The 25,805-nt window shown below is 71.1% G+C and carries 23 protein-coding genes and 1 CRISPR repeat array; of the genes, 14 read left to right on the forward strand and 9 right to left on the reverse strand.

Annotated elements, in window-relative coordinates; genetic code table 11:
• The first annotated feature begins 21 nt into the window (after window positions 1–21).
• The gene (gene sucD, locus ACF1CT_RS13280) at window positions 22–906 is read left to right on the forward strand and encodes a succinate--CoA ligase subunit alpha (RefSeq protein ID WP_391783908.1); all 885 of its coding nucleotides are present in this window, start codon (window positions 22–24) and stop codon (window positions 904–906) included.
• 222 nt (window positions 907–1,128) lie between these two features.
• On the opposite strand, the gene ACF1CT_RS13285 is transcribed toward sucD, so the two are convergent.
• A complete protein-coding gene (locus tag ACF1CT_RS13285; protein WP_391783909.1) occupies window positions 1,129–1,980 on the reverse strand; it encodes a hypothetical protein in 852 nt (283 codons plus the stop codon).
• A gap of 116 nt (window positions 1,981–2,096) precedes the next feature.
• Between ACF1CT_RS13285 and ACF1CT_RS13290 the strand changes: the two genes are divergently transcribed.
• A complete protein-coding gene (locus tag ACF1CT_RS13290) occupies window positions 2,097–3,746 on the forward strand; it encodes a DUF6350 family protein (protein ID WP_391783910.1) in 1,650 nt (549 codons plus the stop codon).
• A 173-nt stretch (window positions 3,747–3,919) separates the two neighbouring features.
• Here ACF1CT_RS13290 and ACF1CT_RS13295 read toward each other — a convergent pair whose 3' ends face one another.
• Window positions 3,920–5,020, reverse strand: a complete 1,101-nt coding sequence (locus tag ACF1CT_RS13295; protein WP_391783911.1) for a hypothetical protein — start codon at window positions 5,018–5,020, stop codon at window positions 3,920–3,922.
• A gap of 519 nt (window positions 5,021–5,539) precedes the next feature.
• Between ACF1CT_RS13295 and purN the strand changes: the two genes are divergently transcribed.
• Together purN and purH are read left to right on the forward strand one after the other, a co-directional pair.
• Window positions 5,540–6,196 (forward strand): phosphoribosylglycinamide formyltransferase, encoded by a 657-nt coding sequence (gene purN, locus ACF1CT_RS13300; RefSeq protein ID WP_391783912.1) that lies wholly within the window; start codon window positions 5,540–5,542, stop codon window positions 6,194–6,196.
• Entirely contained in the window at window positions 6,183–7,736 is a 1,554-nt protein-coding gene (purH, locus tag ACF1CT_RS13305) for a bifunctional phosphoribosylaminoimidazolecarboxamide formyltransferase/IMP cyclohydrolase (protein ID WP_391783913.1), read from the forward strand. The genes purN and purH overlap by 14 nt, the downstream gene beginning before the upstream one ends.
• Window positions 7,737–7,960: 224 nt before the next feature.
• On the opposite strand, the gene ACF1CT_RS13310 is transcribed toward purH, so the two are convergent.
• On the reverse strand, window positions 7,961–8,551 hold the full coding sequence (locus ACF1CT_RS13310; RefSeq protein ID WP_391783914.1) for a hypothetical protein: 591 nt from the start codon (window positions 8,549–8,551) through the stop codon (window positions 7,961–7,963).
• 228 nt (window positions 8,552–8,779) lie between these two features.
• On the opposite strand from ACF1CT_RS13310, the gene ACF1CT_RS13315 reads away from it, so the two are divergent.
• The 3 genes from ACF1CT_RS13315 (at window position 8,780) to ACF1CT_RS13325 (ending at window position 12,133) form a co-directional block, all read left to right on the forward strand.
• Window positions 8,780–9,640, forward strand: a complete 861-nt coding sequence (locus ACF1CT_RS13315) for a bifunctional methylenetetrahydrofolate dehydrogenase/methenyltetrahydrofolate cyclohydrolase (RefSeq protein ID WP_391783915.1) — start codon at window positions 8,780–8,782, stop codon at window positions 9,638–9,640.
• A 188-nt stretch (window positions 9,641–9,828) separates the two neighbouring features.
• Window positions 9,829–10,608 carry a DUF3017 domain-containing protein gene (locus ACF1CT_RS13320; RefSeq protein WP_391783974.1) on the forward strand — a complete coding sequence of 260 codons (780 nt, stop codon included), beginning with the start codon at window positions 9,829–9,831 and terminating at the stop codon, window positions 10,606–10,608.
• Between the two features lie 535 nt (window positions 10,609–11,143).
• Window positions 11,144–12,133, forward strand: a complete 990-nt coding sequence (locus ACF1CT_RS13325) for a malate dehydrogenase (RefSeq protein ID WP_391783916.1) — start codon at window positions 11,144–11,146, stop codon at window positions 12,131–12,133.
• A 350-nt stretch (window positions 12,134–12,483) separates the two neighbouring features.
• Here the strand turns inward: ACF1CT_RS13325 and ACF1CT_RS13330 are convergent, their stop codons facing one another.
• Complete coding sequence (locus tag ACF1CT_RS13330; protein WP_391783917.1) at window positions 12,484–13,224, reverse strand: isocitrate lyase/phosphoenolpyruvate mutase family protein; 741 nt, start codon at window positions 13,222–13,224, stop codon at window positions 12,484–12,486.
• A 73-nt stretch (window positions 13,225–13,297) separates the two neighbouring features.
• Complete coding sequence (locus ACF1CT_RS13335) at window positions 13,298–13,810, reverse strand: carboxymuconolactone decarboxylase family protein (RefSeq protein WP_391783918.1); 513 nt, start codon at window positions 13,808–13,810, stop codon at window positions 13,298–13,300.
• A 46-nt stretch (window positions 13,811–13,856) separates the two neighbouring features.
• Between ACF1CT_RS13335 and ACF1CT_RS13340 the strand changes: the two genes are divergently transcribed.
• Entirely contained in the window at window positions 13,857–15,272 is a 1,416-nt protein-coding gene (locus tag ACF1CT_RS13340; protein ID WP_391783919.1) for a PLP-dependent aminotransferase family protein, read from the forward strand.
• Between the two features lie 97 nt (window positions 15,273–15,369).
• Here ACF1CT_RS13340 and ACF1CT_RS13345 read toward each other — a convergent pair whose 3' ends face one another.
• Complete coding sequence (locus tag ACF1CT_RS13345) at window positions 15,370–15,768, reverse strand: VOC family protein (RefSeq protein ID WP_391783920.1); 399 nt, start codon at window positions 15,766–15,768, stop codon at window positions 15,370–15,372.
• 110 nt (window positions 15,769–15,878) lie between these two features.
• Between ACF1CT_RS13345 and ACF1CT_RS13350 the strand changes: the two genes are divergently transcribed.
• Both ACF1CT_RS13350 and ACF1CT_RS13355 read left to right on the forward strand, forming a co-directional pair.
• Window positions 15,879–16,868 (forward strand): helix-turn-helix transcriptional regulator, encoded by a 990-nt coding sequence (locus ACF1CT_RS13350; RefSeq protein WP_391783921.1) that lies wholly within the window; start codon window positions 15,879–15,881, stop codon window positions 16,866–16,868.
• Between the two features lie 211 nt (window positions 16,869–17,079).
• Entirely contained in the window at window positions 17,080–17,535 is a 456-nt protein-coding gene (locus tag ACF1CT_RS13355) for a hypothetical protein (protein WP_391783922.1), read from the forward strand.
• A gap of 143 nt (window positions 17,536–17,678) precedes the next feature.
• On the opposite strand, the gene ACF1CT_RS13360 is transcribed toward ACF1CT_RS13355, so the two are convergent.
• Window positions 17,679–18,284 (reverse strand): hypothetical protein, encoded by a 606-nt coding sequence (locus tag ACF1CT_RS13360; RefSeq protein ID WP_391783923.1) that lies wholly within the window; start codon window positions 18,282–18,284, stop codon window positions 17,679–17,681.
• A gap of 487 nt (window positions 18,285–18,771) precedes the next feature.
• On the opposite strand from ACF1CT_RS13360, the gene ACF1CT_RS13365 reads away from it, so the two are divergent.
• Together ACF1CT_RS13365 and ACF1CT_RS13370 are read left to right on the forward strand one after the other, a co-directional pair.
• Complete coding sequence (locus ACF1CT_RS13365; RefSeq protein WP_391783924.1) at window positions 18,772–19,611, forward strand: Scr1 family TA system antitoxin-like transcriptional regulator; 840 nt, start codon at window positions 18,772–18,774, stop codon at window positions 19,609–19,611.
• Window positions 19,608–19,817 carry a DUF397 domain-containing protein gene (locus tag ACF1CT_RS13370; protein WP_391783925.1) on the forward strand — a complete coding sequence of 70 codons (210 nt, stop codon included), beginning with the start codon at window positions 19,608–19,610 and terminating at the stop codon, window positions 19,815–19,817. The genes ACF1CT_RS13365 and ACF1CT_RS13370 overlap by 4 nt, the downstream gene beginning before the upstream one ends.
• A gap of 124 nt (window positions 19,818–19,941) precedes the next feature.
• Window positions 19,942–21,373: a CRISPR direct-repeat array (repeat unit 29 nt; unit sequence CTGCTCCCCGCGCGTGCGGGGATGGTCCC).
• Between the two features lie 188 nt (window positions 21,374–21,561).
• On the opposite strand, the gene ACF1CT_RS13375 is transcribed toward ACF1CT_RS13370, so the two are convergent.
• The gene (locus tag ACF1CT_RS13375; RefSeq protein WP_391783975.1) at window positions 21,562–22,425 is read right to left on the reverse strand and encodes a hypothetical protein; all 864 of its coding nucleotides are present in this window, start codon (window positions 22,423–22,425) and stop codon (window positions 21,562–21,564) included.
• Between the two features lie 301 nt (window positions 22,426–22,726).
• On the opposite strand from ACF1CT_RS13375, the gene ACF1CT_RS13380 reads away from it, so the two are divergent.
• Window positions 22,727–23,002, forward strand: coding sequence for a hypothetical protein (locus ACF1CT_RS13380; RefSeq protein WP_391783926.1), 276 nt, complete (start codon window positions 22,727–22,729; stop codon window positions 23,000–23,002).
• Window positions 23,003–23,008: 6 nt separating this feature from the next.
• Window positions 23,009–24,232 carry a glutathionylspermidine synthase family protein gene (locus tag ACF1CT_RS13385; RefSeq protein WP_391783927.1) on the forward strand — a complete coding sequence of 408 codons (1,224 nt, stop codon included), beginning with the start codon at window positions 23,009–23,011 and terminating at the stop codon, window positions 24,230–24,232.
• Between the two features lie 191 nt (window positions 24,233–24,423).
• On the opposite strand, the gene rocD is transcribed toward ACF1CT_RS13385, so the two are convergent.
• Entirely contained in the window at window positions 24,424–25,629 is a 1,206-nt protein-coding gene (gene rocD, locus ACF1CT_RS13390) for an ornithine--oxo-acid transaminase (RefSeq protein ID WP_391783928.1), read from the reverse strand.
• Window positions 25,630–25,805 lie beyond the last annotated feature (176 nt).

A 25,805-nucleotide genomic window follows, 5' to 3' on the forward strand; every position in this document is an offset into this window, starting at 1 on the left:
GGGACGAGGGACTCCAACACCATGGCTATCTTCCTCACCAAGGACAGCAAGGTCATCGTCCAGGGGATGACCGGTGCCACCGGCATGAAGCACACCAAGCTCATGCTCGGTGACGGCACCAACATCGTCGGCGGCGTGAACCCGCGCAAGGCCGGCACGTCCGTCGACTTCGACGGCACCGAGGTACCCGTGTTCGGGACCGTCGCCGAGGCGATGGAGAAGACCGGCGCCAACGTGTCGGTTCTCTTCGTGCCGCCGGCCTTCGCCAAGGCCGCCGTCGTCGAGGCGATCGACGCCGAGATCCCCCTCGCCGTCGTGATCACCGAGGGCATCGCCGTCCACGACTCCGCCGCCTTCTGGGCGTACGCGGGCTCGAAGGGCAACAAGACCCGGATCATCGGCCCGAACTGCCCCGGCCTGATCACCCCTGGTCAGTCCAACGCAGGCATCATCCCGGGCGACATCACCAAGCCCGGCCGCATCGGTCTGGTGTCCAAGTCCGGCACCCTGACCTACCAGATGATGTACGAGCTCCGTGACATCGGCTTCTCCTCCGCCGTCGGCATCGGTGGGGACCCGGTCATCGGTACGACGCACATCGACGCCCTCGCGGCGTTCGAGGCCGACCCCGAGACCGACCTGATCGTGATGATCGGCGAGATCGGCGGCGACGCCGAGGAGCGTGCGGCCGACTTCATCAAGGCCAACGTCACCAAGCCGGTCGTCGGCTACGTCGCGGGCTTCACCGCCCCCGAGGGCAAGACCATGGGCCACGCCGGCGCCATCGTCTCCGGCTCCTCCGGCACCGCGCAGGCGAAGAAGGAGGCCCTTGAGGCCGCCGGCGTCAAGGTCGGCAAGACGCCGACCGAGACCGCCAAGCTGGCGCGCGAGATCCTCAGCGCCTGATCGCCGCTCCCAGGAGCGGCGAGTCGGTGCCGCGGTTCGCAGCACCGTAGCTCGCAGTACCGTAGTACCGCAGTACCGCACAGACGGCGCGGGCCCGTACCCGATCAGGGGTACGGGCCCGCGCCGTTTCCGTTCCGCCGCCCGCCCCGCGAGAGCCGTTTCGGCCCGAGGCGCTGGTCCAGCCGAGCCGAAGGGCTGGTTCTGCCGAGCCGGGAGACCGGTTCAGCCGGCCCGGGGGACCAGCCGGGCCGGCCCCCGCACGAGTGCGTCGCGCAGTTTCTTCTGCAGCTTCAGGTTCTGCGGGGTCAGTTCCTGCGGGCCGCTGCGCGGCGGCACCCCCTCGACCTGGTGGGCGGGCGACCCCGAGGGAGCGTCCCGGGTCGCAGCGGTCGCCAGGGTGAGCAGTGTCAGGCCGATCAGCAGCGCCAGGAAGCAGAAGACGGCCCTGGTCAACTGCTGTGCCCTGCGTTCACTGCCACCGCGGACCGCGTCGGGAGCGGGGAGCGCCGTGGTCGGCTCGGGCCGTTCCCGCACGAGGGCTTCGATCCGTCGGCTCAGCAGGGCGGACCGCTCGGCGGGGGACCGGGGTTCCGCCGGTCCGGACAGCCGCTCGGCGACCGCCGCCCGCGCGTTCGCCAGCCTGGCCGCCGCTGCCGGGGTGGTGGCCTCCGTCTCCGCCGCGGTCCCCGGCAGGTCCAGGCCGACGCCGTCGTGGAGCAGCAGCGTGCGGCGGTACGACGGAGGCAGCGCGAGCAGCGCGTCGAGCAGCGCCCGCTCATCGGGTTCTGCGGGCGGCGGGTCGAAGCCGCGGTGCGCGCGGCGCAGCCGATGCCACGGCGACAGCGCGTACTCGTACGCGGCTGCCCGTACCCAGCCGACCGGATCGCCGTCGACCGCGACCTCGGGCCAGCGTTCCCAGGCCAGTGCGAAGGCCCGCTCGACGGATTCCCGGGAGAGGCATTGACGCCCGGTGAGCAGGAAGGTCTGACGGAAGAGCGCCTGTGCGCAGTATGCGTAGAGGGCGTCGAAGGCCTCGTCCGCCGTCGCGGCCCGCGCGGTCGGGTTCTGCGTCATGGATGAACCCCCGTGGACCCGCGCCGAGCAGAAAAGTACATAAACGTATATTGAGCGACACAGCGGCCGTTCGCCCGTTACACGGAATAAGCGCGTGTCGTTGGCAGCATGAGGGCGTGACTCAAGTGACCGGAGACAGCCCATCGTTGTCGGCGGGACAGGCGGCAGAACAGGCGGCGGCCCCGGCCGCCGGGCGAGACGAGGGGAAGACGGGGAGGCGGAACGGCGGGCGGGCGGCGGACGGCTCCGCGACGCACGGACGCCTCGCCGTCCTGGTCCTCACCCTGCTGCGTGGGGTGCTCGCGGCCGGTCTGGGACTCGGCGCGCTCATCGTGGTCGTCATGGTGCTGTGGATCAGTTCCTCCACGCCCGACGACGGCCTCGCGGGAGCTCTCCACACGGCGGCCGGGATCTGGTTGCTGGCCCACGGCGCCGAGCTGATCAGGACCGACACCCTCTCCGGGGCCCCGGCCCCCATCGGCCTCGTCCCACTGCTGCTCGCCGTGATGCCGGTGTGGCTGGTGCACCGGGCGGCCCGGGACGCCCTGGAGGCCGAGGAAGAGCGCGCGGCACCCTCGGCGGTGGCCGCGTTCACCCTGGTCACGGGCGGCTATCTGCTGGTCGGGGTGGTCGTCGCGCTGTACGCGCTGAGCGGTTCGCCATCCGTGCGGGTGCCGATGCTGGCCCTCCCCTCGGCGGTGGTGGCGGGTGCCGCGGCGGCCGGGGCGTGGACGGCCTGCGGGCGTCCGGTCGGGCCGCCGCCGTCCTGGGCACCGGTGCGGGTGCACGAGGCGTTGGCACGTTCCCGGTTCCGGGAACGCGCGGCTACGGCGTGCAGGTCGGCCGTCGCCGGGGTGGTGGCCCTGCTGGGCGGCGGCGCGTTCCTCGTCGCGGTGTCGCTGGTGTGGCACGCGCAGTCGGCCCAGCACTCGTTCGTGGAGCTCTCCGGCGACTGGACGGGCCGGATTCCGGTGTTGCTGCTCGCGTTGGTCCTGGTGCCGAACGCGGCGGTGTGGGGTGCCGCGTACGGACTCGGCCCGGGTTTCGCGCTCGGTACGACGTCCGTGGTCACCCCGCTCGCGTTCACAGGGCATCCGGCGCGGCCGGTCTTTCCCCTGCTCGCCGCCGTGCCCGACCACGGTACGGGCACGGCGTTGAACTGGGCGGCCGCGGCGGTGCCGGTAGCGGCGGGGCTGACGGTGGCCTGGTTCACGGTATGGCGGGCGGCCCCCGCCGGTGCCGGGCGGGAGCGGACCTGGAGTGCGGGGGAGACCGCGCTGACGGCCGGGCTCGGGGCTCTGGGGTGCGGGCTCGGCACGGCGGTACTGGCCGCTGCCGCGGGCGGGCCGCTCGGCACTCACGCGCTCGCGGAGTTCGGCCCGGTGTGGTGGCTGACGGGGGCGGCGGCCGGGGTGTGGACGGCGGTGCTCGGTGTTCCCGGTGCGCTGCTGCTGCGCTTCTGGCGGCTACGGGTTTCGGTGCGGACGGTCGAGGGCGCGGACCCGGAGGCAGCGGCCACGGCCACGGCCGATCAGCCACTGCTGGGCCCCGTCACGGCGCCGGCCGCCCCGTCCCCGGCGTCCGCGAGGACGCGCGCCGCACGGAAGCCGGGAGGGCCGTCGGCGCCCAGGGGACGCGCACTCCTTCTCGGGGAGGACGCGGACGAGGAGGACGACTCCGAACCGTACGATTTCCTGCCAACCGACCCCTGGCACGAACGGACGGCCCGGCGTACGAGTGACACCGGGCCGTCGGAGAAGTCCTGAAGGCGCGGACCGCGTCGGCCGGTCGATGCGGTCCGGCCGTTCGGATGCTTCCCGACCGTTCGGATGCCTTCAGACTGTTCGAACCGTGATCCGGTCCTCGGCCAGTGGACAGGTCCTCGGATCGTGAGCAGGTCCTCGGTTCGTGAATCAGGTCCCCCACTCGGTGGGGCGACTCAGTCCTTGACGCCGAAGAAGGGTTCCAGCGGCTTCGGCAGCAGGTCGTTGCAGGCGAGTTGGCCCGACTTCGTCAGCGCGTCGTTCACGCAGGTGTAGTAGTCGCGGTAGACCAGTTGCACCGTGAATGTCGTCGCGACGATCGTGAGCGCGAGCAACGCCGTCACCAGACCGCTCACCGCGGCCGTGGTCTGCTGCCTGCCGTAACTCGGGGCGGGCGCGGGCGCGGGGGCGGATCCGGGAACCGGGACGTGACCGGAACCGGAGCCCTGAAGGGGGCCCGCGGTCGGCGTGCCGGTCGCCGCGGAGGGGCCGGGTGCTCCGGCCGCGGTGGCGGAACCGCCCGGCGCTGACGCGTCCTTCGGCTTCGCCCGGAGCGCGCTGACCGACCAGTACACGGCGAGTGCGCCGAGCAGCAGAGCGATCTCCGGGAAGTCGAAGAGCGCGAAGAAGAACGCCCACATGCCGCAGAGCAGCGAGTAGCGCGCGCGGCGCTGTGCCGGATCGGTCGGGTCCCAACGCAGCCCACCGGGGCTGCCCTCGGGGCCGCCCTGGCCCTTCGAGCCGCCCTGGCCGCCGGGACGGCCCCCGAAGCCGCCGTTCTGACGGCCGGGCTGTCGGCTGCTCCACTGACTGCCCCAGGTCGGCCGGTCCTCCGAGGAACCGCCTTCGGGGGAACCGTCCTTGTTGCCGTGGTCCCCATTCCCCCGGCCGTTGCCGGTGGTCGAGGGGTGGCGGGGCTGCCACGGCCGGTCGGGTCGGTTCTCGGGTGGTGCGGCGAACGGATTGTCATGCGTGGGGCCGGAAGACCCCGATGAACCGGAAGTCCCCGGCGAACCGGAAGCCCCCGACGAACCGGAAGTCCCCGGCGAACCGGAAGCCCCCGACGAACCGGACGTGGAAGATCCGGCGGAATCCGAGGCCCCGGAGGTTCCGGAGGGTTCCGAGGGCCCCGGGGCGTCGGAGGAGCCCGAGGAAGAGGAGGACGAGGAGCCCATGGCGGGCCGGTGCTCCCGCAGCAACGGCGAAGCCGGCTCGGGCAACGGATGCAGCGGCGGCAGCGGACGGCGGAAGGCGGTGCGGCGGCGTCGGTCCGTCATGTGGTGAACGTCTTCCCCATCTCGTCATTTCCGCCCTGTGGACGGTTCCCTGTCCCCTGACGCTACCCCCCGGCCAGGAGGGGCCGAAAGCGGGGAGCGGCTGCGCCGGGCGGCCAAGCCCCGTCGCCCGGCCCCACCCGTGTTCCCGGCGACCGGATCAAGGGCCGGAACACGGGAGGGACACGGGCCGGAACACGAGCTGGAGCAGAAGCAGAAACCGGGGTAGGGCACAGGGCGGCACGGGGATGGCGCGGAGACGGCACGGGGGATGTCACAGGGCGGTACGGGGGCGACGCATGAGGCCCGAACCGGCACCAGCGGTGCCCGGCCCTCACGCTCCGGCCCGCGTCCTCGTCCCCGAGGGGCCGTGCCCCGTCCCGAGGGGCCGTGCCGTGGTGCCGGTATCGTTGCTGGCGGTCGGCTCGTTCGTAGAGTTCCCCGTATCGGGGGACTCGCTCCATTCGTACGACCATACAAATTCAGCGTCGCCTGCTTCATCACGCGAGAAAGGGCCCAACCGTGGCCTCCCCGCCCTCCTCCGCCGCCCCGGCCCGTCTGGTCGTGCTGGTTTCCGGCTCAGGCACGAACCTCCAAGCCCTGCTCGACGCCATCGGTGACGATCCCGAGGGCTTCGGTGCGCGGATCGTCGCGGTCGGCGCCGACCGCGACGGCATCGTCGGCCTGGAGCGGGCGGAAGGTGCCGGGCTGCCGACCTTTGTGTGCCGGGTCAAGGACCACGCCACTCGTGAGGGGTGGGATGCGGCGCTGGCCGCCGCGACGGCCGAGCACCGCCCGGACCTCGTGGTGTCGGCGGGCTTCATGAAGATCGTGGGCAAGGAGTTCCTCGCCCGGTTCGGCGGCCGTTTCATCAACACCCACCCCGCCCTGCTGCCCAGTTTTCCCGGTGCCCATGGGGTGCGCGACGCGCTCGCGTACGGCGTGAAGGTCACCGGGTGCACCGTCCACTTCGTCGACGATGGGGTCGACACCGGTCCGATCATCGCGCAGGGCGTGGTCGAGGTGACCGAGGCGGACACGCCGGAGGGCGAAGCGGCCCTCCATGAACGCATCAAGGAAGTCGAGCGCAAGCTGCTCGTCGAGGCCGTGCGGCGGCTCGCCCGCGGCGGCTATCGCATTGAGGGACGAAAGGTTCATCTCGGTCATGTCGGTGAATAAGCCCATCCGTCGCGCCCTGGTCAGTGTCTACGACAAGACGGGGCTGGAAGACCTCGCCCGCGGTCTGCACGAGGCGGGTGTCGAGCTCGTCTCCACCGGCTCAACCGCCGGGCGGATCGCCGCCGCCGGGGTGCCGGTCACCAAGGTCGAGGAGCTCACCGGCTTCCCCGAGTGCCTCGACGGCCGCGTCAAGACGCTGCACCCGCGCGTCCACGCGGGCATCCTGGCCGACCTGCGCCTTGACGCCCACCGCGAGCAGCTCGCCGAGCTGGGCGTGGAGCCGTTCGACCTGGTGGTCGTGAACCTCTACCCGTTCAAGGAGACCGTCGCCTCCGGCGCGTCCGCCGACGAGTGCGTGGAGCAGATCGACATCGGCGGCCCGTCCATGGTCCGCGCCGCGGCCAAGAATCACCCGTCCGTGGCCGTCGTGACCAGCCCCGAGCGGTACGCCGACGTCCTCGCCGCGGTGACGGCCGGCGGCTTCGACCTGGCCGCCCGCAAGCGGCTGGCCGCCGAGGCGTTCCAGCACACCGCCGCCTACGACGTGGCCGTCGCTTCCTGGTTCGCGGACGACTACGCCGCCGCCGACGACTCGGGCTTCCCGGACTTCTTCGGCGCGACGTACGAGCGCGAGAACGTCCTGCGCTACGGCGAGAACCCGCACCAGCCCGCCGCGCTGTACACCTCCGGAACGGGCGGCCTTGCCGAGGCGGAGCAGTTGCACGGCAAGGAGATGTCGTACAACAACTACACGGACACCGACGCCGCGCGCCGGGCCGCGTACGACCACGCCGAGCCGTGCGTCGCGATCATCAAGCACGCCAACCCGTGCGGCATCGCGATCGCCGACGACGTCGCCGAGGCGCACCGCAGGGCCCACGCATGCGACCCGCTGTCGGCCTTCGGCGGGGTCATCGCCGTCAACCGTCCGGTGACCGTCGCCATGGCCGAGCAGGTCGCGGAGATTTTCACCGAGGTCATCGTCGCCCCGGCGTACGAGGACGGTGCGGTCGAGGTCCTGGCCCGCAAGAAGAACATCCGCGTGCTGCGCTGCCCCGACGCCCCGACCGCCCCGGTCGAGGTCAAGCCGATCGACGGCGGTGCGCTGCTCCAGGTCACCGACCGTCTCCAGGCCGAGGGCGACGACCCGGCCAACTGGACGCTGGCCACCGGTGAGGCCCTCTCCGAGGAGGAGCTGAAGGAGCTCGCCTTCGCGTGGAAGGCATGCCGCGCGGTCAAGTCCAACGCGATCCTGCTCGCCAAGGGCGGCGCCTCGGTCGGCGTCGGCATGGGACAGGTCAACCGTGTCGACTCCGCGAAGCTCGCCGTCGAGCGGGCGGGCGAGGAGCGGGCGCGGGGCGCCTATGCCGCCTCCGACGCGTTCTTCCCGTTCCCGGACGGGCTGGAGATCCTTACCGCGGCCGGAATCAAGGCCGTGGCGCAGCCCGGTGGTTCGGTCCGTGACGAGCTGGTCGTCGAGGCGGCGAAGAAGGCGGGCGTGACGATGTACTTCACCGGCACGCGGCACTTCTTCCACTGACGCACTGACGGACTGACGGACTGACGCACTGACGGACTGATGTGTTGGTGCGTCGACGCGCCGACAGACCGATGTGCCGATGTGTCGATGTGCCGACGGTCGGCCCCGGTCCGGCCCCGGAAAGCCGTAAGGCCGTGGACCCGTGTCTCGCGGGTCCACGGCCTTACGTGTTGTTCGTCCGTGAGTGGGCGTGGCGCCGATGGGCGCGGCAGCCCGAACGGTCTCTACTGGCGCGGGCGCTGGAACCAGGCGGCGCCGTCCTGCCGGGCGCAGAAGACGATGACCATGATGCCCAGCGCGATGCTGACGAGCGAGAAGATGTTCGCGCTCAGCAGGCTGATCACGCTGAACAGCGTGATCACCGAGCCGTACACGATGGCGGAGATGCGGATGCCGTTGCCACCGGTGCTGAACTTCGCGGCGGTGAGGATCCCCCAGAGGGCGAAGGCGAGGACGAAGATCGCGACGACGACCATGATGCCCATGCCGATGCTCGCCGCGCCGTCGGAGTTGCTGGACGTCGAGCTGTCCGAGAACTCCTTGACGAACCAGGCGCCCGCTATGAGAACGAGGAGGGCGCCGAGGACCTGGAAGCCGCCGAGGATGTAGAGCATGATGCGGGCTGCCTTGACGCCGCCCGGCATCTCCATGGGGCCGCCGGGGTAGCCGTAGCCCATGGGTGCCTGCGGGTAGCCGTAACCGGGCTGGCCCTGCGGCGGTACACCCTGCTGCGGGTAGCCGTAGCCGGGCTGACCGCCCTGCGGCTGCTGGCCGGGCTGCTTGCCGTACGGGTTGTTCGGGTCGCCGAAACTCATCTGGGGTGTTCCTCCAACGTGCATGCGGGGACGAAGTGGCCGCACGGAGGAAAGAAAAGGTCAGCGGTCCGCCCCCCGGTACTACTGCGGCACTGCCTGCTCATCGTTATAAGGAGAATATAAGTTTGTCCAGTCATGGTGGGTGGATGTTGCTCAAGTGAGACATCTCGACCGCCCCCGGTCACCGGCAATTGGTATGCGGGCGGGGTCATCCGCGAGTATGGGGACATGACTGCCCAGATTCTCGATGGCAAGGCCACCGCAGCCGCGATCAAGTCCGATCTCACCGTCCGCGTGGCGGCCCTCAAGGAACGGGGCATCAACCCTGGCCTGGGAACCCTGCTCGTCGGGGACGACCCGGGCAGCCGTTGGTACGTGAACGGCAAGCACCGCGACTGCGCGCAGGTCGGCATCGGCTCCATCCAGCGCGAACTCCCCGACACCGCCACCCAGGAGGAGATCGAGGACGTCGTACGGGAGCTCAACGCCAACCCGGAGTGCACGGGATACATCGTGCAGTTGCCGCTGCCCAAGGGGATCGACACCAACCGGGTCCTGGAGCTGATGGATCCGGCCAAGGACGCCGACGGCCTCCACCCGACGAACCTCGGCAGGCTCGTGCTCAACGAGGCCGGTCCGCTGCCGTGCACTCCGCAGGGCGTCGTCCAACTGCTCCGCCACCACGGTGTGGAGATCAACGGGGCGCATGTCGTGGTCGTGGGCCGCGGTGTCACCATCGGCCGTCCGATGCCGCTGCTGCTGACCCGCAGGACGGAGAACGCCACCGTGACGCAGTGCCACACCGGTACGCGTGACCTTTCCGCGCACCTCAAGCACGCCGACATCATCGTCGCGGCCGCCGGAGTGCCGCACATCATCAAGCCCGAGGACGTGAAGCCGGGCGCGGCCGTGCTCGACGTCGGCGTCAGCCGGGACGAGAACGGCAAGATCGTCGGGGACGTCCACCCGGGCGTGGCCGAGGTCGCCGCCTGGATCTCCCCGAACCCGGGCGGTGTCGGCCCGATGACCCGTGCCCAGCTGCTCGTCAACGTGGTCGAGGCGGCCGAGCGCGCCGCAGCCGCCGCCTGAGCCGGCCGACCCGATCCGGAGGGAACCCCATGGGTGCTGGTAGGAGCCCGGCCGATCCGGCCGCCGAGGCGGACCGGACGTCTCCGGTGTCGTCCGCCGCGGAGGGCAGTCAGCCGGACGCGACCGGGAAGCAGCCGGTCACGGCCGTGAAGCGGGACGCGGACGCATCCGGCCCGGGCTCCGCCGCGGTGACCGGGAACGACACGGTCGACGAGCACGAAGAGGCCGGGAACGAAGAAGAGGCCGGTAAAGAAGAGGCTGACGAGCGCGAAGCGACCGGGAGCGAAGAGGTCGACGAGCGCGAAGCGGCAGGGCATGACGCGGCGGGGAACGACGGGCCTGCCGCCGGAGCGAGCACCTGCCGGGAGTCCGGTGGTTCCGGAACTGATGGTTCCGAGGCCCGTGATTCCGGGGCCCGTGATTCCGAGGCCGGTGACGCGGAGATCCGTGACTCCGGGGCCGGAGCTTCCGGAACTGGTGGCTCCGGGGCCGGTGACGCGGAGGCCCGTGGCCAGGAGGGTGATGCTTCGTCGGCCGGGGCCCCGGAGGCCGACGAGCACGGCGTGGCACGTCCGTCGCGGCGGTTCCCGCTGTTCACCCGGGACACCGCGCGTCCCGAGGGCGGCGGTAGGGCGGCACCCGGGGACGCGCCGGCCCCGGCCCGGCAGTGGCCGTTGCTCACGGTGCTCTGCGTGGCCGGGATCGGGCTGCTGATCGTGGCCACCGATCCGTTCGCCGAGGCGTTCCGGGTCGGCACGGTCCTGATCGGTGCGGCGCTCCTCGGCGGTGCGGTGCTGCGACTCGTGGTCCCGTCGGTCGGCATGCTCGCAGTCCGGTCCCGCTTCACCGACCTGGTGACGTACGGGCTGCTCGGCTTCCTCATCGTGATGCTCGCGCTGGTCGCGCAACCCAAGCCGTGGCTGGACATTCCGTTCTTGGAGGACGCGGTCCACTTCACGATCCGCTGAGGCCGCCCGGAGGACGTGGCCCGGAGGGCGCCGCCCGGGGTGGTGTCGCCCGGGGTGGTGTCCGTCCCCTCCCCCGAGCGGGACGGACACCGGTAGCCGGAAGGGGCCACCGGAACTCGGTTGTTCCGGATCGTGGCGACTTGAGTGGCCTGCTTCCGATCTGATCTCAGCCTCATGGACGGTGGGGAGCCGTTCAAGAGAACCCTGTGGCCTGTGGCACGGAAGTGACCATTCCGCCACGGTGTGATCGCTGAGCAACGTGGCTGAGCAGCATCGCTGGAACGCGCCCGCGCACGAGGGTGCGCGCGGGCGCGAGCCGTGCCCGCGGTCCCGGTCGGGTACCCCCTCCGAGTGAGCGGATACGGCCGGGTGAGCAGAGTGTGACGGCTTGTGTGCGGTGCCACAGGGGGCCGAGGCCCCTGGGGGTTCCGGGTCGGATAGCCTGAACGCCGGATATCTCTTCACATCAAGATTTAGGGATGTCCAGCACCAGGGGCCAGGAACCCCCACCGCCAGCTGTCTAACGGAGATCGCCATGACCCGCACTCCCGTGAATGTCACCGTGACCGGCGCAGCCGGCCAGATCGGCTACGCGCTGCTCTTCCGCATCGCCTCCGGCCACCTGCTCGGCCCGGACGTGCCGGTCAACCTGCGTCTCCTGGAGATCCCGCAGGGCCTGAAGGCCGCCGAGGGTACCGCGATGGAGCTCGACGACTGCGCCTTCCCGCTGCTGCGCGGCATCGAGATCACCGACGACGCCAACAAGGCGTTCGACGGCGCCAACGTCGCCCTGCTGGTGGGCGCCCGCCCGCGTACGAAGGGCATGGAGCGCGGCGACCTGCTCTCCGCCAACGGCGGCATCTTCAAGCCGCAGGGCAAGGCCATCAACGACAACGCCGCGGACGACATCAAGGTCCTCGTCGTCGGCAACCCGGCCAACACCAACGCGCTCATCGCGCAGGCCGCCGCCCCGGACGTACCGGCCGAGCGCTTCACCGCGATGACCCGCCTCGACCACAACCGTGCGATCTCGCAGCTTGCCGCCAAGACCGGTGCCGCCGTCTCCGACATCAAGAGGCTGACGATCTGGGGCAACCACTCGGCGACCCAGTACCCGGACATCTTCCACGCGGAGATCGCCGGCAAGAACGCCGCCGAGGCCGTCAACGACGAGGCGTGGCTGGCCGACACCTTCATCCCGACCGTCGCCAAGCGCGGCGCCGCGATCATCGAGGCCCGTGGCGCGTCCTCCGCCGCCTCCGCCGCCAACGCCGCCATCGACCACGTCCACACCTGGGTCAACGGCACCGCCGAGGGCGACTGGACCTCCATGGGTATTCCGTCGGACGGCTCCTACGGTGTGCCTGAGGGTCTCATCTCGTCCTTCCCGGTCACCACGAAGAACGGCACGTACGAGATCGTCCAGGGCCTGGACATCAACGAGTTCTCCCGCTCGCGCATCGACGCCTCGGTGAAGGAGCTCTCCGAGGAGCGCGACGCGGTTCGTGAGCTCGGCCTGATCTGAGGACCGGGCCGGGCCCGTTCCCGCCCGTACGGTCCGACCGTGCGTGTCGTCCGTATGTGTCCGACCGTATGTGTCCGACCGTATGTGTCCGCCGGCGCGGGGACACCTGTACGGGTCGGCTGTACACGTCCACGCCTGTACACGTCCACGGGCCTCGCGGGCCTCGCGCACACGCCGTAACGGCACCGCCCCGGCAGCACGCACCATCGCTGCCGGGGCGGTGCCGTACCCACCCACCCGCGCGCCGTCCGGTCCGGCCGCAGATGATGCCGCCGGACTTCCGGGTCTGCCGGGTCTGCCAGGTCCGTCCGGTCCGCAAGTCCCCTGTTCCTGCGGACCGGGCGGACCCGTCAGCCCTTCCGGATCTCGTCGGCGAGGCCGCGTACGGCCGCCATGGCCCGGCGCTGCAGCCCGGGGCCGAACGTGATCCGGGTGGCGCCCAGTTCCCCCAGCCGGTGCGACGACGGCCCGTCGGGCCGGGCCAGGGCGTTGAGCGGGCCCGGAACGGCGGCTGCCAGGCGGGGCAGGGCCTCGGGAGGGGTCATGATCGGATAGACGCAGTCCGCGCCCGCCGCCACGTACAGCAGGGCACGGCGCACCGTCTCCGCCTCCCGGTCCGTCTCCGCCTCCCCGGGGGCGCCGTGGACGTATGTGTCGACGCGGGCGTTGACGAAGAGCCGGTCCCCGGCGACCGCCCGTACCTCTGCCAGCCGGTCCGCCTGCCGCTGGGCGTCGACGAGGACGCCGTCGGTCGAGTCCTCCAGGTTGCAGCCGACGGCGCCGGCCTCCAGGAGGCGTTCCACCAGTTCCGAGACCGGCAGGCCGTACCCGGCCTCGACATCCGCCGAGACGGGCACCTCGGCCGGGACGGCCCGCACGATCCTTGCCACGGCCGCGAACATCTCGTCGGCGGGCGTCGCGCCGTCCTCGTAGCCCAGCGAGGCCGCGATCCCGGCACTCGGTGTGGCGAGCGCGGGGAAACCCGCCTCGACGAAGACGCGGGCGCTCGCCGCGTCCCACGGTCCCGGGAGAACGAGCGGCTCGCCGGGCGCGCGGCCGAGGTGCAGGGACCGGAGAACGGATGCGGTCATCGTGGAACTCCCGTGGTGATCCGGCGTGGACGTGCGGTGTGGACGTGCGGTGTGGACGTGCGGCGTCGGCCGGTCAGTGCTTGAGGGAGCCCGGCGTGTAGTGCCCCGGGACCATGTGGGTGGTCACGGCGAACCGGTTCCAGGAGTTGATCGTCGTGATCGCGGCGACGAGGTGGACGAGCTCGGTCTCGTCGAAGTGCTTGGCGGCGTTCTCCCACACCTCGTCCGACACGGGTCCGTCGGTCAGCACCGTCATCGCCTCGGTCAGCTCGATGGCCGCGATCTCCTTCGGCGTGTAGAAGTGCCGCGACTCCTCCCACGCGCTCAGCTGAACGATGCGCTGGACGGACTCGCCCGCCGCGAGGGCGTCCTTGGAGTGCATGTCGAGACAGAACGCACAGCGGTTGAGCTGTGAGGCACGGATCTTCACCAGCTCCCCGATGACCGGGTCGAGCCCCCTGCGGGACGCCGCGTCCAACCGGACCATTGCCTTGTAGACGTCCGGTGCCAGCTCGGACCACTGCGTGCGGGGGGTGTGCTCGGGGTTGAGTTCGGAGGTGGCGTGGCTGTGTGCGTTGATCGTCATGAGGACGACGCTACGGGAAGATGGCGCAAGGATATGGTCCATTTCCATGAGAGATTCCTGGGCCACTTTCGGAACCGACCTCCACCTCGACGCGAAGCTCCGCACGAAGGGAGCGGCGGGGCTGCGGGCCGGGCTCATGGACGCCCTGCGCGAGGCCGTACGGACGGGCAGGCTGATCCCCGGCACCCGGCTGCCGTCCTCCCGCGGTCTGGCCGCCGACCTCGGCATCGCCCGGAACACCGTCGCCGACGCCTACGCAGAACTTGTTGCCGAGGGCTGGCTCACCGCCCGGCAGGGATCGGGCACCCGAGTGGCGCAACGGACCGAACCGCGCCGGGCGGTCACCCGGACGACCCCTGCCCGGTCGATCCGCACCGGGCCCGCCCACGACCTGAGACCCGGATCACCCGATCTCTCCACCTTCCCGCGCGCCGAATGGCTCAAGGCGGCCCGGCGCGCCCTGGCCGCCGCCCCGAACGACGCCTTCGGCTACGGGGACCCGCGCGGACGCGTCGAGCTGCGCACCGCGCTCGCCGGCTACCTGGCCCGTGCCCGTGGCGTGTACGCCGACCCGGAACGGATCGTGATCTGCGCCGGTTTCGTCCAGGCCCTGAAACTGATGGGGCCGGTGCTGCACGCGCGCCGAATACGTGAGGTGGCCGTCGAGTCGTACGGACTTGACGTGCACTGGCGGCTGCTCGCGGACGCCGGGCTGCGCCTGCCCTGCCTGCCGGTGGACGACGCCGGGGCGAGGACGGGGGAGCCGGCGAATCTGCGCGGCGCGGGAGCCGTGCTGCTGACGGCCGCGCACCAGTTCCCGACGGGGGTGCCGCTCCGACCCGACCGGCGGGCCGCGGTGGTCGACTGGGCGCGCGCCACGGGCGGGCTGATCCTGGAGGACGACTACGACGGCGAGTTCCGATACGACAGACAGCCGGTCGGTGCGCTTCAGGGACTCGACCCGGAACACGTCGTGCACCTGGGGACCGCCAGCAAGTCCCTGGCACCGGGGCTGAGACTGGGGTGGATGGTGCTGCCGGAGAACCTGGTGCGGGAGGTGGTCGAGGCGAAGGGGATGAGCGACTGGTCGTCGAGCGCGCTGGAGCAGTTGACGTTCGCGGAGTTCATCGAGTCGGGCGCGTACGACCGCCATGTGCGGGCAATGCGGCTGCGCTACCGCCGTCGCCGCGACCAACTCGTGGCCGTACTGGCGGAGCAGGCTCCCGGCATCCGGATCAGTGGCATCGCCGCCGGCCTGCACGCCGTGCTCGAACTCCCGGACGGCGGCGAGGCGTCGGCGCTGCGCGCGGCGGCGTGGCAGGGGCTCGCGGTGGAGGGGCTCGCCCGCTTCCGGCACCCGGATGCCGAACCGGGGCGCGACGCGCTGGTCATCGGCTACGGGACGCCTACCGACAGCGCCTGGGCGGGCGCGCTGAACGCGTTGACGCGCGTGCTGTCCTGAGGAGGACGGGGGTGTCCTGGTGTTCTGAGGAGGGCCGGGGTGGCGCCCTCCTCCCAGCAGCAAGGTCATCTCCTGCTCCAGCAGGCTGCGTCCGGCGTCATCGAGCGAACTTCGCGAGGGCCGCCGGGGTGACCGGGGTGAAGAAGTTGACGAGGTTGCCGTCGGGGTCGCGGAACAGCAGCGATCGGTTGCCCCAGGGCATTGTGGTGGGTTCGTTGACGAAGTCGGCGACGAAGCCGGTCAGGTTCCCGTGCACGCGGTCCACGTCGTCGACGAGGAATTCGATGATCACGCTGTGGTTGTCGGCCGGTCGTGCGGCGTCCGGAGCGAACAGCGGCACCGTGCGGGTGCTGCCGATGGCGAGGGTGGCACTGGGGGTCCTGAGTTCGGCGAAGTCCTCGGTGGACCAGGCCGCCCGCACCCCGGTGGCCTTCTCGTAGAACTCGACGAGGCGCGCGATGTCGCCGGTGATGATCCGGATCGAGACGCAGTCCATGGTGCTCTCCGTGGAATCGTGGGGCTGTCGGAATCGTGGGGTCGTTGCGCTTCGCACGCTAGAACACATAGCGGACAGAATCGGTCCGGTATGGACACTAGGCTCTGGGTATGTCCCGACCCACCAGCCGCGTGCTCACCCTCCTGGAGCTGCTGCAGTCGGGAGGCACCCGGACGGTTGCCGAACTGGCCGACCGGCTCGGCGTCGACGGCCGCACCGTGCGGCGGTACGTGGGCCACCTGATCGACCTCGACGTGCCCGTCGAGGCGGTGCGCGGACGCTACGGCGGCTACCGGCTCGGCCCCGGTTACCGCCTGCCCCCGCTCATGCTCAGCGACGACGAGGCGCTCGCCGTGCTGCTCGGCCTGGTCGCCGGCCGCCGGGCGGGGCCGGCGACGACGGCGGACACGGCGGGCGAGACGGCTGGGGCCAAGATCCGCAGGGTGTTGCCCGAGCGCGTCGCCCGCCGACTCGACACGATCCTGGAATCCCTCGCCTTCACGACCCCGCCCGGCGAGTTCGCCACCCCGGACGCCGGGGTGCTGCTCACCGTCGCCGACGCGGTACGCCATCACCGACCGGTCTCGATCAGATACACGGACCGTGGCGGTCGGCGTAGCGAACGCACGGTGCACCCGTACGGGATCGTCGCCCATTCGGGCCGGTGGTACGTCACGGGCACGGACCCCCGGATCGGTGAGGACCGGACCTTCCGGCTCGATCGCATCGCGGACGCGAGGACCCTGCCCGGCTCGTTCGAGGCGCCCGTGGGCCCCGGTCCGGCACAGCGCGTCCTGTCCGGGTTCGCCACGGCCGAGTACCGGCATCAGGTGACCTTGCGGATCCAGGGGACGGCCGAGCAGATCCGCGCCCGGCTTCCCGCGGGCGTGGCGTGCGTGGACGAGCCCGCGGTTCCGGCAGGCGCGGACCTGAAGGACGAGCGCTGGTCGCGTGTCGAGCTACGGGTGGAGCGGCTCGACTGGTTGCCTCCCGTACTCGCCTCGCTCGACCTGCCGTTCGCCATCGAACGTCCGGATGAACTGCGCGTTCTCGTCAGCGCGTTCGCCGACCGCCTCGCGTCCTGTGCCCGCCGGTCCTGACCACAGGAACCGGTGACGGCGACGGCACAGCTGAGCGATCCACCGGGAACCGTGAACCGGTGGTTGCGCGGATGGTCGGAGCCATTCGCCGACGGCGGAGTCCGGGCGCGTCCAGGACACTCCACCCCGCTGTACGGTCGGTCGGGTAGCGCATCCATCGACCCGGGAGCCGAAACGGGAGCGGGCATGGGAGCGGACATGGGGGCGGGCCGTGGATCATGTGCCTGATTGGTTCTGGGAAGTCCTGGAGGCGACACGACCGCGTCTGTCCGCCCTGGAATCGTGGTTGGAGTCCCAGCCACGGGAGGTCCTTGAAGCCTTCGCGCTCGCGTACGAGTCCGCGGCGGATTCACTGGCCGACTTCTCGGAAGGCGTGAGCGCGGAGGGGGACGTCTGGTCCGAGGACAGCACCGAAGACCTGTGCATGTGGGTGGTCGGGCAGGGCCGCGGGCTCTGGGGCTCGGTGATCGCGGGGAATGTGCGGTGGGACGAGGCAGTGCAGATGTATCTGGGCCGTGCGCCACTGCTTCCGGATCATGTGGTGCCGTGGGACGAGGTTGTCTCGGCCCCGGAACACAGGGGCTACCAGTCTCCGGGGACCATCGTCCACGGCATCTACCGGACGCGCTTCGCCGAAGAACTTCATGAACGGCTCGGGAGCACCTGAGGAGGTCACCCGGCCGGGCAGATAGCGGCGGGACCCCTGGCCGGGTGGTCGTTGGTCACCCTCACCATCCGCTGAGTCGCCCTCCCGTGCCCGTGCCCGTGCCCGCGCCCGCGCAACCGGTCTCGGAAGGCCTCGGACACGGTCTAGAGAAGTCCGGTCACGGTTACGCCGCGCAGTTCGCGGTGGAGGCGGGAGGCGAGCATGCCCGGGAGGCGGGGCTCGGCATAGGCGGAGAGCACGTCGTTGTCGGACGTGCGCCATCCGTCGGCGGCCAGTCGGTAGAGGGCTCCCGACACCCCGTGCAGTCGGGGCTTCCGCACGCGGAGCACTGCGTATTCGTTCCTCCGCAGGAAGGGGCACTGTCGAGCCGACACCCGCGCGTGCTCGGCGCACAGGGGCGGCATGGAGGTGATGGAGCGTTCGGGCCAGGTCGGAGGCGAATCCGGTCGTCGCCAGTCGATGAACAGCCAGCCGTCCTTGTTCCGGTCGGCGGGTTCGGCGCAGATCTGGCACAGCATGTTCTCCATGCAGGCGCGTTGGCGGTCGCTGTTCATGCAGTCGTACTGGATTCGGCCGCCCGTGGACCCATGCATGCGGAGCCAGAGGTTTCGATGATGATCGCGGTCCGTCGGGTGCGGCCTGCGGTACGCGAGCCGGGGCCCGCCCGGAGCGAATTCGACCGTCAACTCGGCGAGTTTGACTGGTAGTTCGGTTGACCGTGAGGCGATGTACGGGGTCAGCAGTGGCATGGGACGGTTCCTCGTTCTTGAGTAGGCGGGTTCGGTGGAGTGCGGTGAGAGGACCGGCTCCCGGCGTTCCTCCTCGGCGACCCGGACACGCGGCTCGGCGAGTACGTCGGATGTGGGTCGGTACACCGGTTGTCACACGTACGGGGGAATTCGGGGGCCGCCGGAGCCTGGACACCAGGGCCCGGCAGGCCGCCCGTACGCACTCGGGGCGGAGGGGGTCCGTTCGATGCCGCCGCTGCCGACCGGGCGCAGGGGGCCACCGGCCGCCCCATTCACTGCGGAATTCACCGACCCGATCCTGTGATAAATCCACCTTGAGCGTGCCGGGGGCCGGGGTGTGTGGGGGTTCCTGTCCGTTCGGGGCGCCCTTCTCCGCATGCACGGGCCGTTCCTCTCCGTAGTGACTCCACTACCAGGACGGCCCAGCGTGGCCCGGAGTCCGGTTCCCTTCAACTAGCCGGAAGCGAAGGCAGGGGAGGACCGCAGCGTGGTCAATCGCAGGGAGTTGAACCCGGAGTCGAGTCCGCAGGCGGCCTACGGGGCGCGTGTGCGCAGGTTGAGAGAGGAACGCGGCTGGAGTCAGGAGGAATTGGCCGAGAAGGTGGAGTACTCCAGTCAACACATCTCGGCGGTGGAAACTGCTCGGAAACCGCCTGCCCTTCCCTTCTCGCGCAAGGCCGATATCGCCTTCGGTATCGCCGGAACGGCTGAGTCGTTCGAGCGTGAGTGGCGCGAGATGAGGCACGGCGTGCTGCTGGAGGGCTTCCCGGAATACGTCGGGTACGAGAGCCGGGCGGTGGAGATCCGGCTGTTCGAGATCGGGATCATTCCCGGGCTGCTCCAGACACCGGAGTACGCACGGGCGTTGGCGGACGGCGATGTGTGGCGTGGCTCCATCGTGCCCGAACAGGCGGATGAGCGCGTCGCGTTCCTCGCGGGGCGGCAGGCGACGTTGGCGGGCCCCCGGCCGCCCATGGTGCTGGTGGTGACGGACGAGAGCTGTCTCCACCACGCCGTCGGTGGTCCGGAGGTCATGGCGGCGCAGCTCCAGCGACTGGTCGAGGTCGCCGCCCTCCCCAACTGGCTCCTTCAGGTGTCACCCTTCGGGATAGGGGCACGTCGGTCGTTCAACCTCCCGGTCAACCTGCTCACGCTCGCCGACCGGTCCGTCGTCGCGTACGCCGAGTCACAGGCGCAGGGCCATGTGGAACGAGAAATGACCTCCGTGGTCCCGTTGTTGACGGCCTACCATCAATTGCAGGCCGAAGCGCTGTCCCAGGCGGAATCCGTGGCCATGATCAACCAGTTACGAAAGGGCTCCCCGTGACGACCGAATCCCCCCGCTGGTTCACGTCCTCGTACAGCTCCAACGGCGGCAACTGCGTCGAGATCGCCGTCAACCTCGTCGCCTCGGGCGGCATGGTCCCCGTCCGCGACTCCAAGAACCCGAACGGTCCGGTGCTACGAGCCTCCGCCGACGCGTTTGTGTCCTTCGTGTCCGGCGTCAGGGCCGGAGAGTTCGAGGCGGTGTGATTCGACTGCCGGAAGTGGCGGACGAGTGTCTTGATGCATGAGGGTGGTTACGTCGCTTATGTCGAATTTTGAGGAAGTAAGTAAAAACACCCGCCCCGCCGCCTAAACATGCAGGTCAAGTACTCTGCTCCCCGCGCGTGCGGGGATGGTCCCCCTGTCCGAGTCGTCGACCGCGAGGCTCTACTCTGCTCCCCGCGCGTGCGGGGATGGTCCCGTCGGGCACTCCGCGCTCAGGTCGGATTGGGTCTGCTCCCCGCGCGTGCGGGGATGGTCCCAGTACATTTGCCCCGCGCGGGACCGGGTGAACCTGCTCCCCGCGCGTGCGGGGATGGTCCCACCACGCTCGGTGACAACCTCCCGCGCGACGTCTGCTCCCCGCGCGTGCGGGGATGGTCCCGCAGAGTGGGAGGCTCCAAGGCAACCCACGGTCTGCTCCCCGCGCGTGCGGGGATGGTCCCGATCAGCCGTGCCCGTGCCAACCGGATGTCCCCTGCTCCCCGCGCGTGCGGGGATGGTCCCGATCAGCCGTGCCCGTGCCAACCGGATGTCCCCTGCTCCCCGCGCGTGCGGGGATGGTCCCGGTCCGGCACAGCCACGGTCGACGAACAGCAGCTGCTCCCCGCGCGTGCGGGGATGGTCCCGTGACCCGGGGCACCGGCGCCGTGCTGGTGGCCTGCTCCCCGCGCGTGCGGGGATGGTCCCTCCGGGCGCGTAGATGAGGGATGCGACGATCACTGCTCCCCGCGCGTGCGGGGATGGTCCCTTCCCCAGGTCAGGTGGGGTAACAGTCGCCCGCTGCTCCCCGCGCGTGCGGGGATGGTCCCCCGCCGCCCGTTGGGCACCGGACCCCGCACCGCTGCTCCCCGCGCGTGCGGGGATGGTCCCGCGCCCGGGACCGTTGAGGCCGGCCCCGGACACTGCTCCCCGCGCGTGCGGGGATGGTCCCGGTCCGCGATACCAAGACCGACCCCGGCCACACTGCTCCCCGCGCGTGCGGGGATGGTCCCGCCGCATCGTTGGCGAGCGCCCCCCACTCCTCCTGCTCCCCGCGCGTGCGGGGATGGTCCCGACCGCGAGGTGCGGCCGGTGGTCGGCGAGGTCTGCTCCCCGCGCGTGCGGGGATGGTCCCTCGTCCTGCCCGTGGCCCGGGCAGCCTGGCGACTGCTCCCCGCGCGTGCGGGGATGGTCCCCCGACCAGCTCAACCGGCTGCGGCATCCCGTTCTGCTCCCCGCGCGTGCGGGGATGGTCCCTACCCGGCGACGCTGGGCCAGGTGGCCCGGCGCTGCTCCCCGCGCGTGCGGGGATGGTCCCGACAGCGTGAATCCGACGATGGCGCTACCGAGCTGCTCCCCGCGGGTGCGGGGATGGTCCCCGCACCCGCATCCGCGAGGAGGCCGGGGTCAGCTGCTCCCCGCGCGTGCGGGGATGGTCCCTGCCCTCGTCGGTATGGGCGAGACGCTGACGGCTGCTCCCCGCGCGTGCGGGGATGGTCCCTTGGGCATCCTCGCGTTCGTCTGCCTGGCACCCTGCTCCCCGCGCGTGCGGGGATTCTGCGGGGTTGGGGTGGTCCCTTCCCTTCCGCTCGTGGAGCTCGAATCCGTCGGCCTGGGGCCTGGGGCGGCGTCGGCTGCTTCGGGGGTTCGGCGTGGTTCTGGTCGTTTGCGCGTGAGCGCCGCCCGCACAGCCTGCACCGCCTTTCATCAGCTGGACCGGCGGTCGGCTCACATGGATTGATCGGTCGGCTCACAACGCTTTAGCCCGGTCCCGCCCGTCCGGGTCGGGGGCGTTCTCCGGGGCCTCTCCGAACCGGGTCAGGAGCAGCGCACCCACCACCGCCACCGCGAAGCCGGCCACGGCCAGCCAGCCGAGGCCCTCGCGAGTGCGGTCCCCGAGCCAGATGACGCCGACGAGCGCCGGGCCGATCGTCTCGCCGAGCACCATGCCGGCCGTCGCCGTCGTCACCGAGCCGCGTTGCAGCGCCGAGGTGAGCAGCAGGAACGCCGAACCGCCGCCCAGCAGCAGTGCGTACGAGGCGGGATTGGTGAACAGCGCCGACGGGGACAGGTCGTCGATCAGCCGGACGCTCACCTCCACCACCCCGAAACCGCACCCCGCGCCCAGCCCGAGAACGAGCGCGCGCGGCTGCTCCGGCAGGCGCCCGGCCCCGGCGCCGATCAGCAGGACGGCGAGGGCGATCCCCAGCATCGTCCAGCCCAGGCCCGGCGAACCGGCCTCCCGTCCCTCGTCGCCGGAGGCGAGGGCCAGCATGCCCAGACCGGTGCAGACGACACCGACCGCGCCCCACTCCACGCCGCTCAGCCGCACCTTCAGGAGCCGGGCGGCGACCACCGCGGTCACCGCGAGACTCGCGGCCAGGGCGGCGCCCACCGCGTAGATCGGCAGCGACCGCAGGGCCACGACCTGCAGCACGAAGCCGCCGCCGTCAAGGGCGAGCCCGGCGACGTACCGCCACTGGCGCACGGCACGGAGCAGCAGCGCCGGATCGACACCGGCGTCCGAACCCGGTGCGGCGGCGGCCCGTGAGGCGACGGCCTGGAGGACGGAGGCCGTGCCGAAGCAGATCGCGGCACCGAGCGCGCAGAGCATTCCGAGGAGCACAAAACGACTTTAAGGCGTGTTCCGGAAGTCCCGTCCGCCGGGCGACGCCCGGCACAGCACCTCGCCGCGTTGTCGCACCGCCCGCGTACATCCGGTACGCGGACGATGCTCCGCCTCGCGGCGCACCGCACCGGATGCCGCGAGCTATCCGGCAGACCGTTCCCCGGGCACCGCACCGGTGCCGCGTCCGACAGGCGTTCTGCGTACCCGCTTTCCGCCCCCGTCGACGGCGTCCTAGTCTGACAAGCGGTCGAACTGGCTTGATTCATACGACGGGGGAGACGGAAGCATGGCGATACGCAAGCTGAGGTCGAGCACGGTGGTGCTCGGCGGCATGGGGGTGCTCGCGGCGGTGATCACCTCCTGCGGTTCGGAACCGGACAAGCGGTGCGTCGATCCGCTCACGCGGGAGAAGCTGCCCAGCTACGAGTGCAAGAACAGCAGCGGCAGCGGCTCGTACTACTACGGCGGCAGCAGCAAGAACGGCAAGGTGGAGGGCGGCAGCTTCAACAAGTCCGCCGTCGATCGAGGCGGCTTCGGCTGCTCGGGCACCGCGGGCGGCTGAACCGCGATGGAACGCCGCACCGTACGGCCGCGCCCCGGCTGGCAGCAGACCGTCGAGGGCCAGGGCGTCGTCTACCCGCTCACCCGCCACCCCGACGGATCGCTGCGCCCGTACTGGGACGAGAGCGCCTACTACGTCTTCTCGCTGCCCGAGGTCGAGGCGCTGGAGGAGGTCGTGGAGGAACTCCACACGATGTGCCTGGCCGCAGCCGCGCACATCGTGGAGCGGGAACGTTTCGCCGAACTCGGCGTCACCGATGCCCGGCTGGCCGGGCTGATCACCGAATCCTGGCATCGCCGTGAGGAACTTCCCTCTCTCTACGGGAGGTTCGACCTGTGTTACGACGGGACCGGACCGGCCAAGCTGCTGGAGTACAACGCGGACACCCCCACCTCGCTGGTGGAGGCGGCGAGTGCCCAGTGGTTCTGGATGGAGGACCGCTTCCCGGACGCCGACCAGTGGAACTCGCTGCACGAACGCCTCGTCGAGGCGTGGCGGCGGCAGGGGGCGCTGCTGCCCGCCGGACCGGTGCATTTCGCGCACTCCGAGGGCGACGAGATCGGCGAGGACCTGATGACGGTCGCCTATCTGCGGGAGACCGCCGAGCAGGCCGGCCTCGACACGGAGGCGCTGTCCGTCGAGCAGATCGGCTGGGACCGGCTGACCGGCCGGTTCGTGGACGACCGGCTCCGCTTCATCCGCAGCTGCTTCAAGCTGTATCCGTGGGAGTGGCTGGCGACCGACCGGTTCGGGCCGCACGTGCTGGACACCCTCGACAACGGCGGCGGCAGCGGTACCACCTGCTGGATCGAGCCCGCCTGGAAGATGCTGCTCTCCAACAAGGCGCTGCTGGCGGTCCTCTGGGAGCTGTACCCCGGACATCCGAACCTGCTCGCCTCGTACCTGGACGGTCCGCGCGAACTCGCGGCGCGGGGACCGGAAGCGGGCGCGGGGGCGGGCGAGGGTGCGGCGGCGGCCGGCTACGTCTCCAAGCCGTTGCTCGGCAGGGAGGGGGCCGGGGTGGCGATCCACGGGCCGGGGAGTCCCGCGGTGTTGCGGGACGAGCCCTGCTGCTACCAGGAGTTGGCCCCGCTGCCGGACTTCGACGGCAACCGGGTGGTGCTGGGGGCGTGGGTGGTCGAGGACGAGGCGGCCGGGCTCGGTATCCGTGAGTCGGAGGGGCCGGTCACGGACGAGTACGCCCGGTTCCTGCCGCACGTCATCCTGTGAGCGCGTCCGGGGGTTCCGGGGTGGTCCGGGACCCCCGGCTCGTCGGGACCCCGGGATCGTCGGGACCCCGGGATCTTCCGGGACCCCCGGATCGTCGGGACCCCGGGATCTTCCGGGACCCGGGGCGTACGGGGTCCCGGAGCGGGCCGCCGGGGTCCCGGGCCGCACCGGGACCCGCGAGCCGGGAGCAGTCAGCCGCGCAGCACGTCGCGGATCTGCTCCAGGCCCCAGTCCAGGTCCTCCTTGCTGATGACCAGCGGGGGAGCGATCCGGATCGTCGAGCCGTGGGTGTCCTTGACGAGCACCCCGCGCTCCATCAGTTTCTCGGAGATCTCCCGGCCGGTGCCGTGGCGCGGGGCGATGTCGACACCCGCCCACAGCCCGCGTCCCCGTACCGCCTCCACCGCGTCCGTGCTCGCCAGCAGGTGCAGCTCCTGGTGGAGGTGGTCGCCCAACTCGGCCGCCCGCTGCTGGAACTCGCCGGTGCGGAGCATCGCGATGACCTCCAGCGCGACCGCGCAGGCGAGCGGGTTCCCGCCGAACGTCGAGCCGTGCTCGCCGGGCCGGTACACGCCGAGCACGTCCTGTGACGAGACCACCGCCGAGACCGGCACCACGCCCCCGCCCAGCGCCTTGCCCAGCACGTACATGTCGGGCACGACGCCCTCGTGCTCGCAGGCGAAGGTCTTCCCGGTCCGGCCCAGGCCCGACTGGATCTCGTCCGCGATGAACAGCACGTTCCGCTCACGGGTCAGCTCACGCACCCCGGGCAGGTACCCCGGCGGCGGCACCAGCACCCCGGCCTCGCCCTGGATCGGCTCCAGCAGCACCGCCACGGTGTTCTCGGTCATCGCCCCGGCGAGCGCGGTGAGGTCCCCGTACGGCACGATCTCGAACCCGGGGGTGTACGGACCGAAGTCCTCCCGGGCCTCCGGGTCGGTGGAGAAGCTGACGATCGTCGTCGTCCGGCCGTGGAAGTTGTTCGCGGCGACGATGATCTTGGCCATGCCGTCCGGGACGCCCTTCACCCGGTAACCCCATTTGCGGGCCGTCTTCACCGCCGTCTCCACGGCCTCCGCCCCGGTGTTCATCGGCAGTACCGACTCCATGCCGCACAGCTCCGCGAGCCGCGTACAGAAATCGGCGAACCGGTCGTGGTAGAAGGCGCGCGAGGTGAGGGTCACCCGTTCCAACTGGGCCCTTGCCGCGTCGAGCAGGCGCCGGTTGCCGTGACCGAAGTTGAGTGCCGAGTACCCGGCGAGCATGTCGAGGTAGCGGCGGCCCTCGACATCCGTCATCCAGGCTCCGTCCGCCGAGGCGACGACGACGGGCAGCGGGTGGTAGTTGTGCGCGCTGTGGGCCTCGGCGGAGGCGATGGCGTTGTCCGTGGTCGACACGGGATCTCCGATCGTCGTGCGGCGTGGGCGGAGGGTGGTGCCCACTTTGTATCGTCGGTCACAACCCCGGCGAGGAAACCTCCGATTCACGGCGCGCCCGTCCGGCCGGTTCACGGTGGCGCCGGTCACGGCCCCGGCCGGCCAAGGCCCGTCCGCGGCACCGGAACCAGGCACGG

Origin of the sequence: Streptomyces sp. NPDC014734, assembly GCF_043083325.1 — a bacterium.
GTDB lineage: Bacteria > Actinomycetota > Actinomycetes > Streptomycetales > Streptomycetaceae > Streptomyces.

Excerpts from the sequence above, each read along its gene's own strand:
- ACF1CT_RS13360 (WP_391783923.1), bottom strand. The coding sequence starts at position 18,284 with ATGCCACTGCTGACCCCGTACATCGCCTCACGGTCAACCGAACTACCA.
- ACF1CT_RS13340 (WP_391783919.1), top strand. The coding sequence starts at position 13,857 with ATGAGAGATTCCTGGGCCACTTTCGGAACCGACCTCCACCTCGACGCG.
- ACF1CT_RS13375 (WP_391783975.1), bottom strand. The coding sequence starts at position 22,425 with ATGCTCTGCGCGCTCGGTGCCGCGATCTGCTTCGGCACGGCCTCCGTC.
- ACF1CT_RS13385 (WP_391783927.1), top strand. The coding sequence starts at position 23,009 with ATGGAACGCCGCACCGTACGGCCGCGCCCCGGCTGGCAGCAGACCGTC.
- ACF1CT_RS13380 (WP_391783926.1), top strand. The coding sequence starts at position 22,727 with ATGGCGATACGCAAGCTGAGGTCGAGCACGGTGGTGCTCGGCGGCATG.
- ACF1CT_RS13285 (WP_391783909.1), bottom strand. The coding sequence starts at position 1,980 with ATGACGCAGAACCCGACCGCGCGGGCCGCGACGGCGGACGAGGCCTTC.
- ACF1CT_RS13335 (WP_391783918.1), bottom strand. The coding sequence starts at position 13,810 with ATGACGATCAACGCACACAGCCACGCCACCTCCGAACTCAACCCCGAG.
- sucD (WP_391783908.1), top strand. The coding sequence starts at position 22 with ATGGCTATCTTCCTCACCAAGGACAGCAAGGTCATCGTCCAGGGGATG.
- ACF1CT_RS13350 (WP_391783921.1), top strand. The coding sequence starts at position 15,879 with ATGTCCCGACCCACCAGCCGCGTGCTCACCCTCCTGGAGCTGCTGCAG.
- ACF1CT_RS13345 (WP_391783920.1), bottom strand. The coding sequence starts at position 15,768 with ATGGACTGCGTCTCGATCCGGATCATCACCGGCGACATCGCGCGCCTC.
- ACF1CT_RS13325 (WP_391783916.1), top strand. The coding sequence starts at position 11,144 with ATGACCCGCACTCCCGTGAATGTCACCGTGACCGGCGCAGCCGGCCAG.
- ACF1CT_RS13310 (WP_391783914.1), bottom strand. The coding sequence starts at position 8,551 with ATGAGTTTCGGCGACCCGAACAACCCGTACGGCAAGCAGCCCGGCCAG.
- ACF1CT_RS13330 (WP_391783917.1), bottom strand. The coding sequence starts at position 13,224 with ATGACCGCATCCGTTCTCCGGTCCCTGCACCTCGGCCGCGCGCCCGGC.
- ACF1CT_RS13315 (WP_391783915.1), top strand. The coding sequence starts at position 8,780 with ATGACTGCCCAGATTCTCGATGGCAAGGCCACCGCAGCCGCGATCAAG.
- purH (WP_391783913.1), top strand. The coding sequence starts at position 6,183 with ATGTCGGTGAATAAGCCCATCCGTCGCGCCCTGGTCAGTGTCTACGAC.
- ACF1CT_RS13295 (WP_391783911.1), bottom strand. The coding sequence starts at position 5,020 with ATGACGGACCGACGCCGCCGCACCGCCTTCCGCCGTCCGCTGCCGCCG.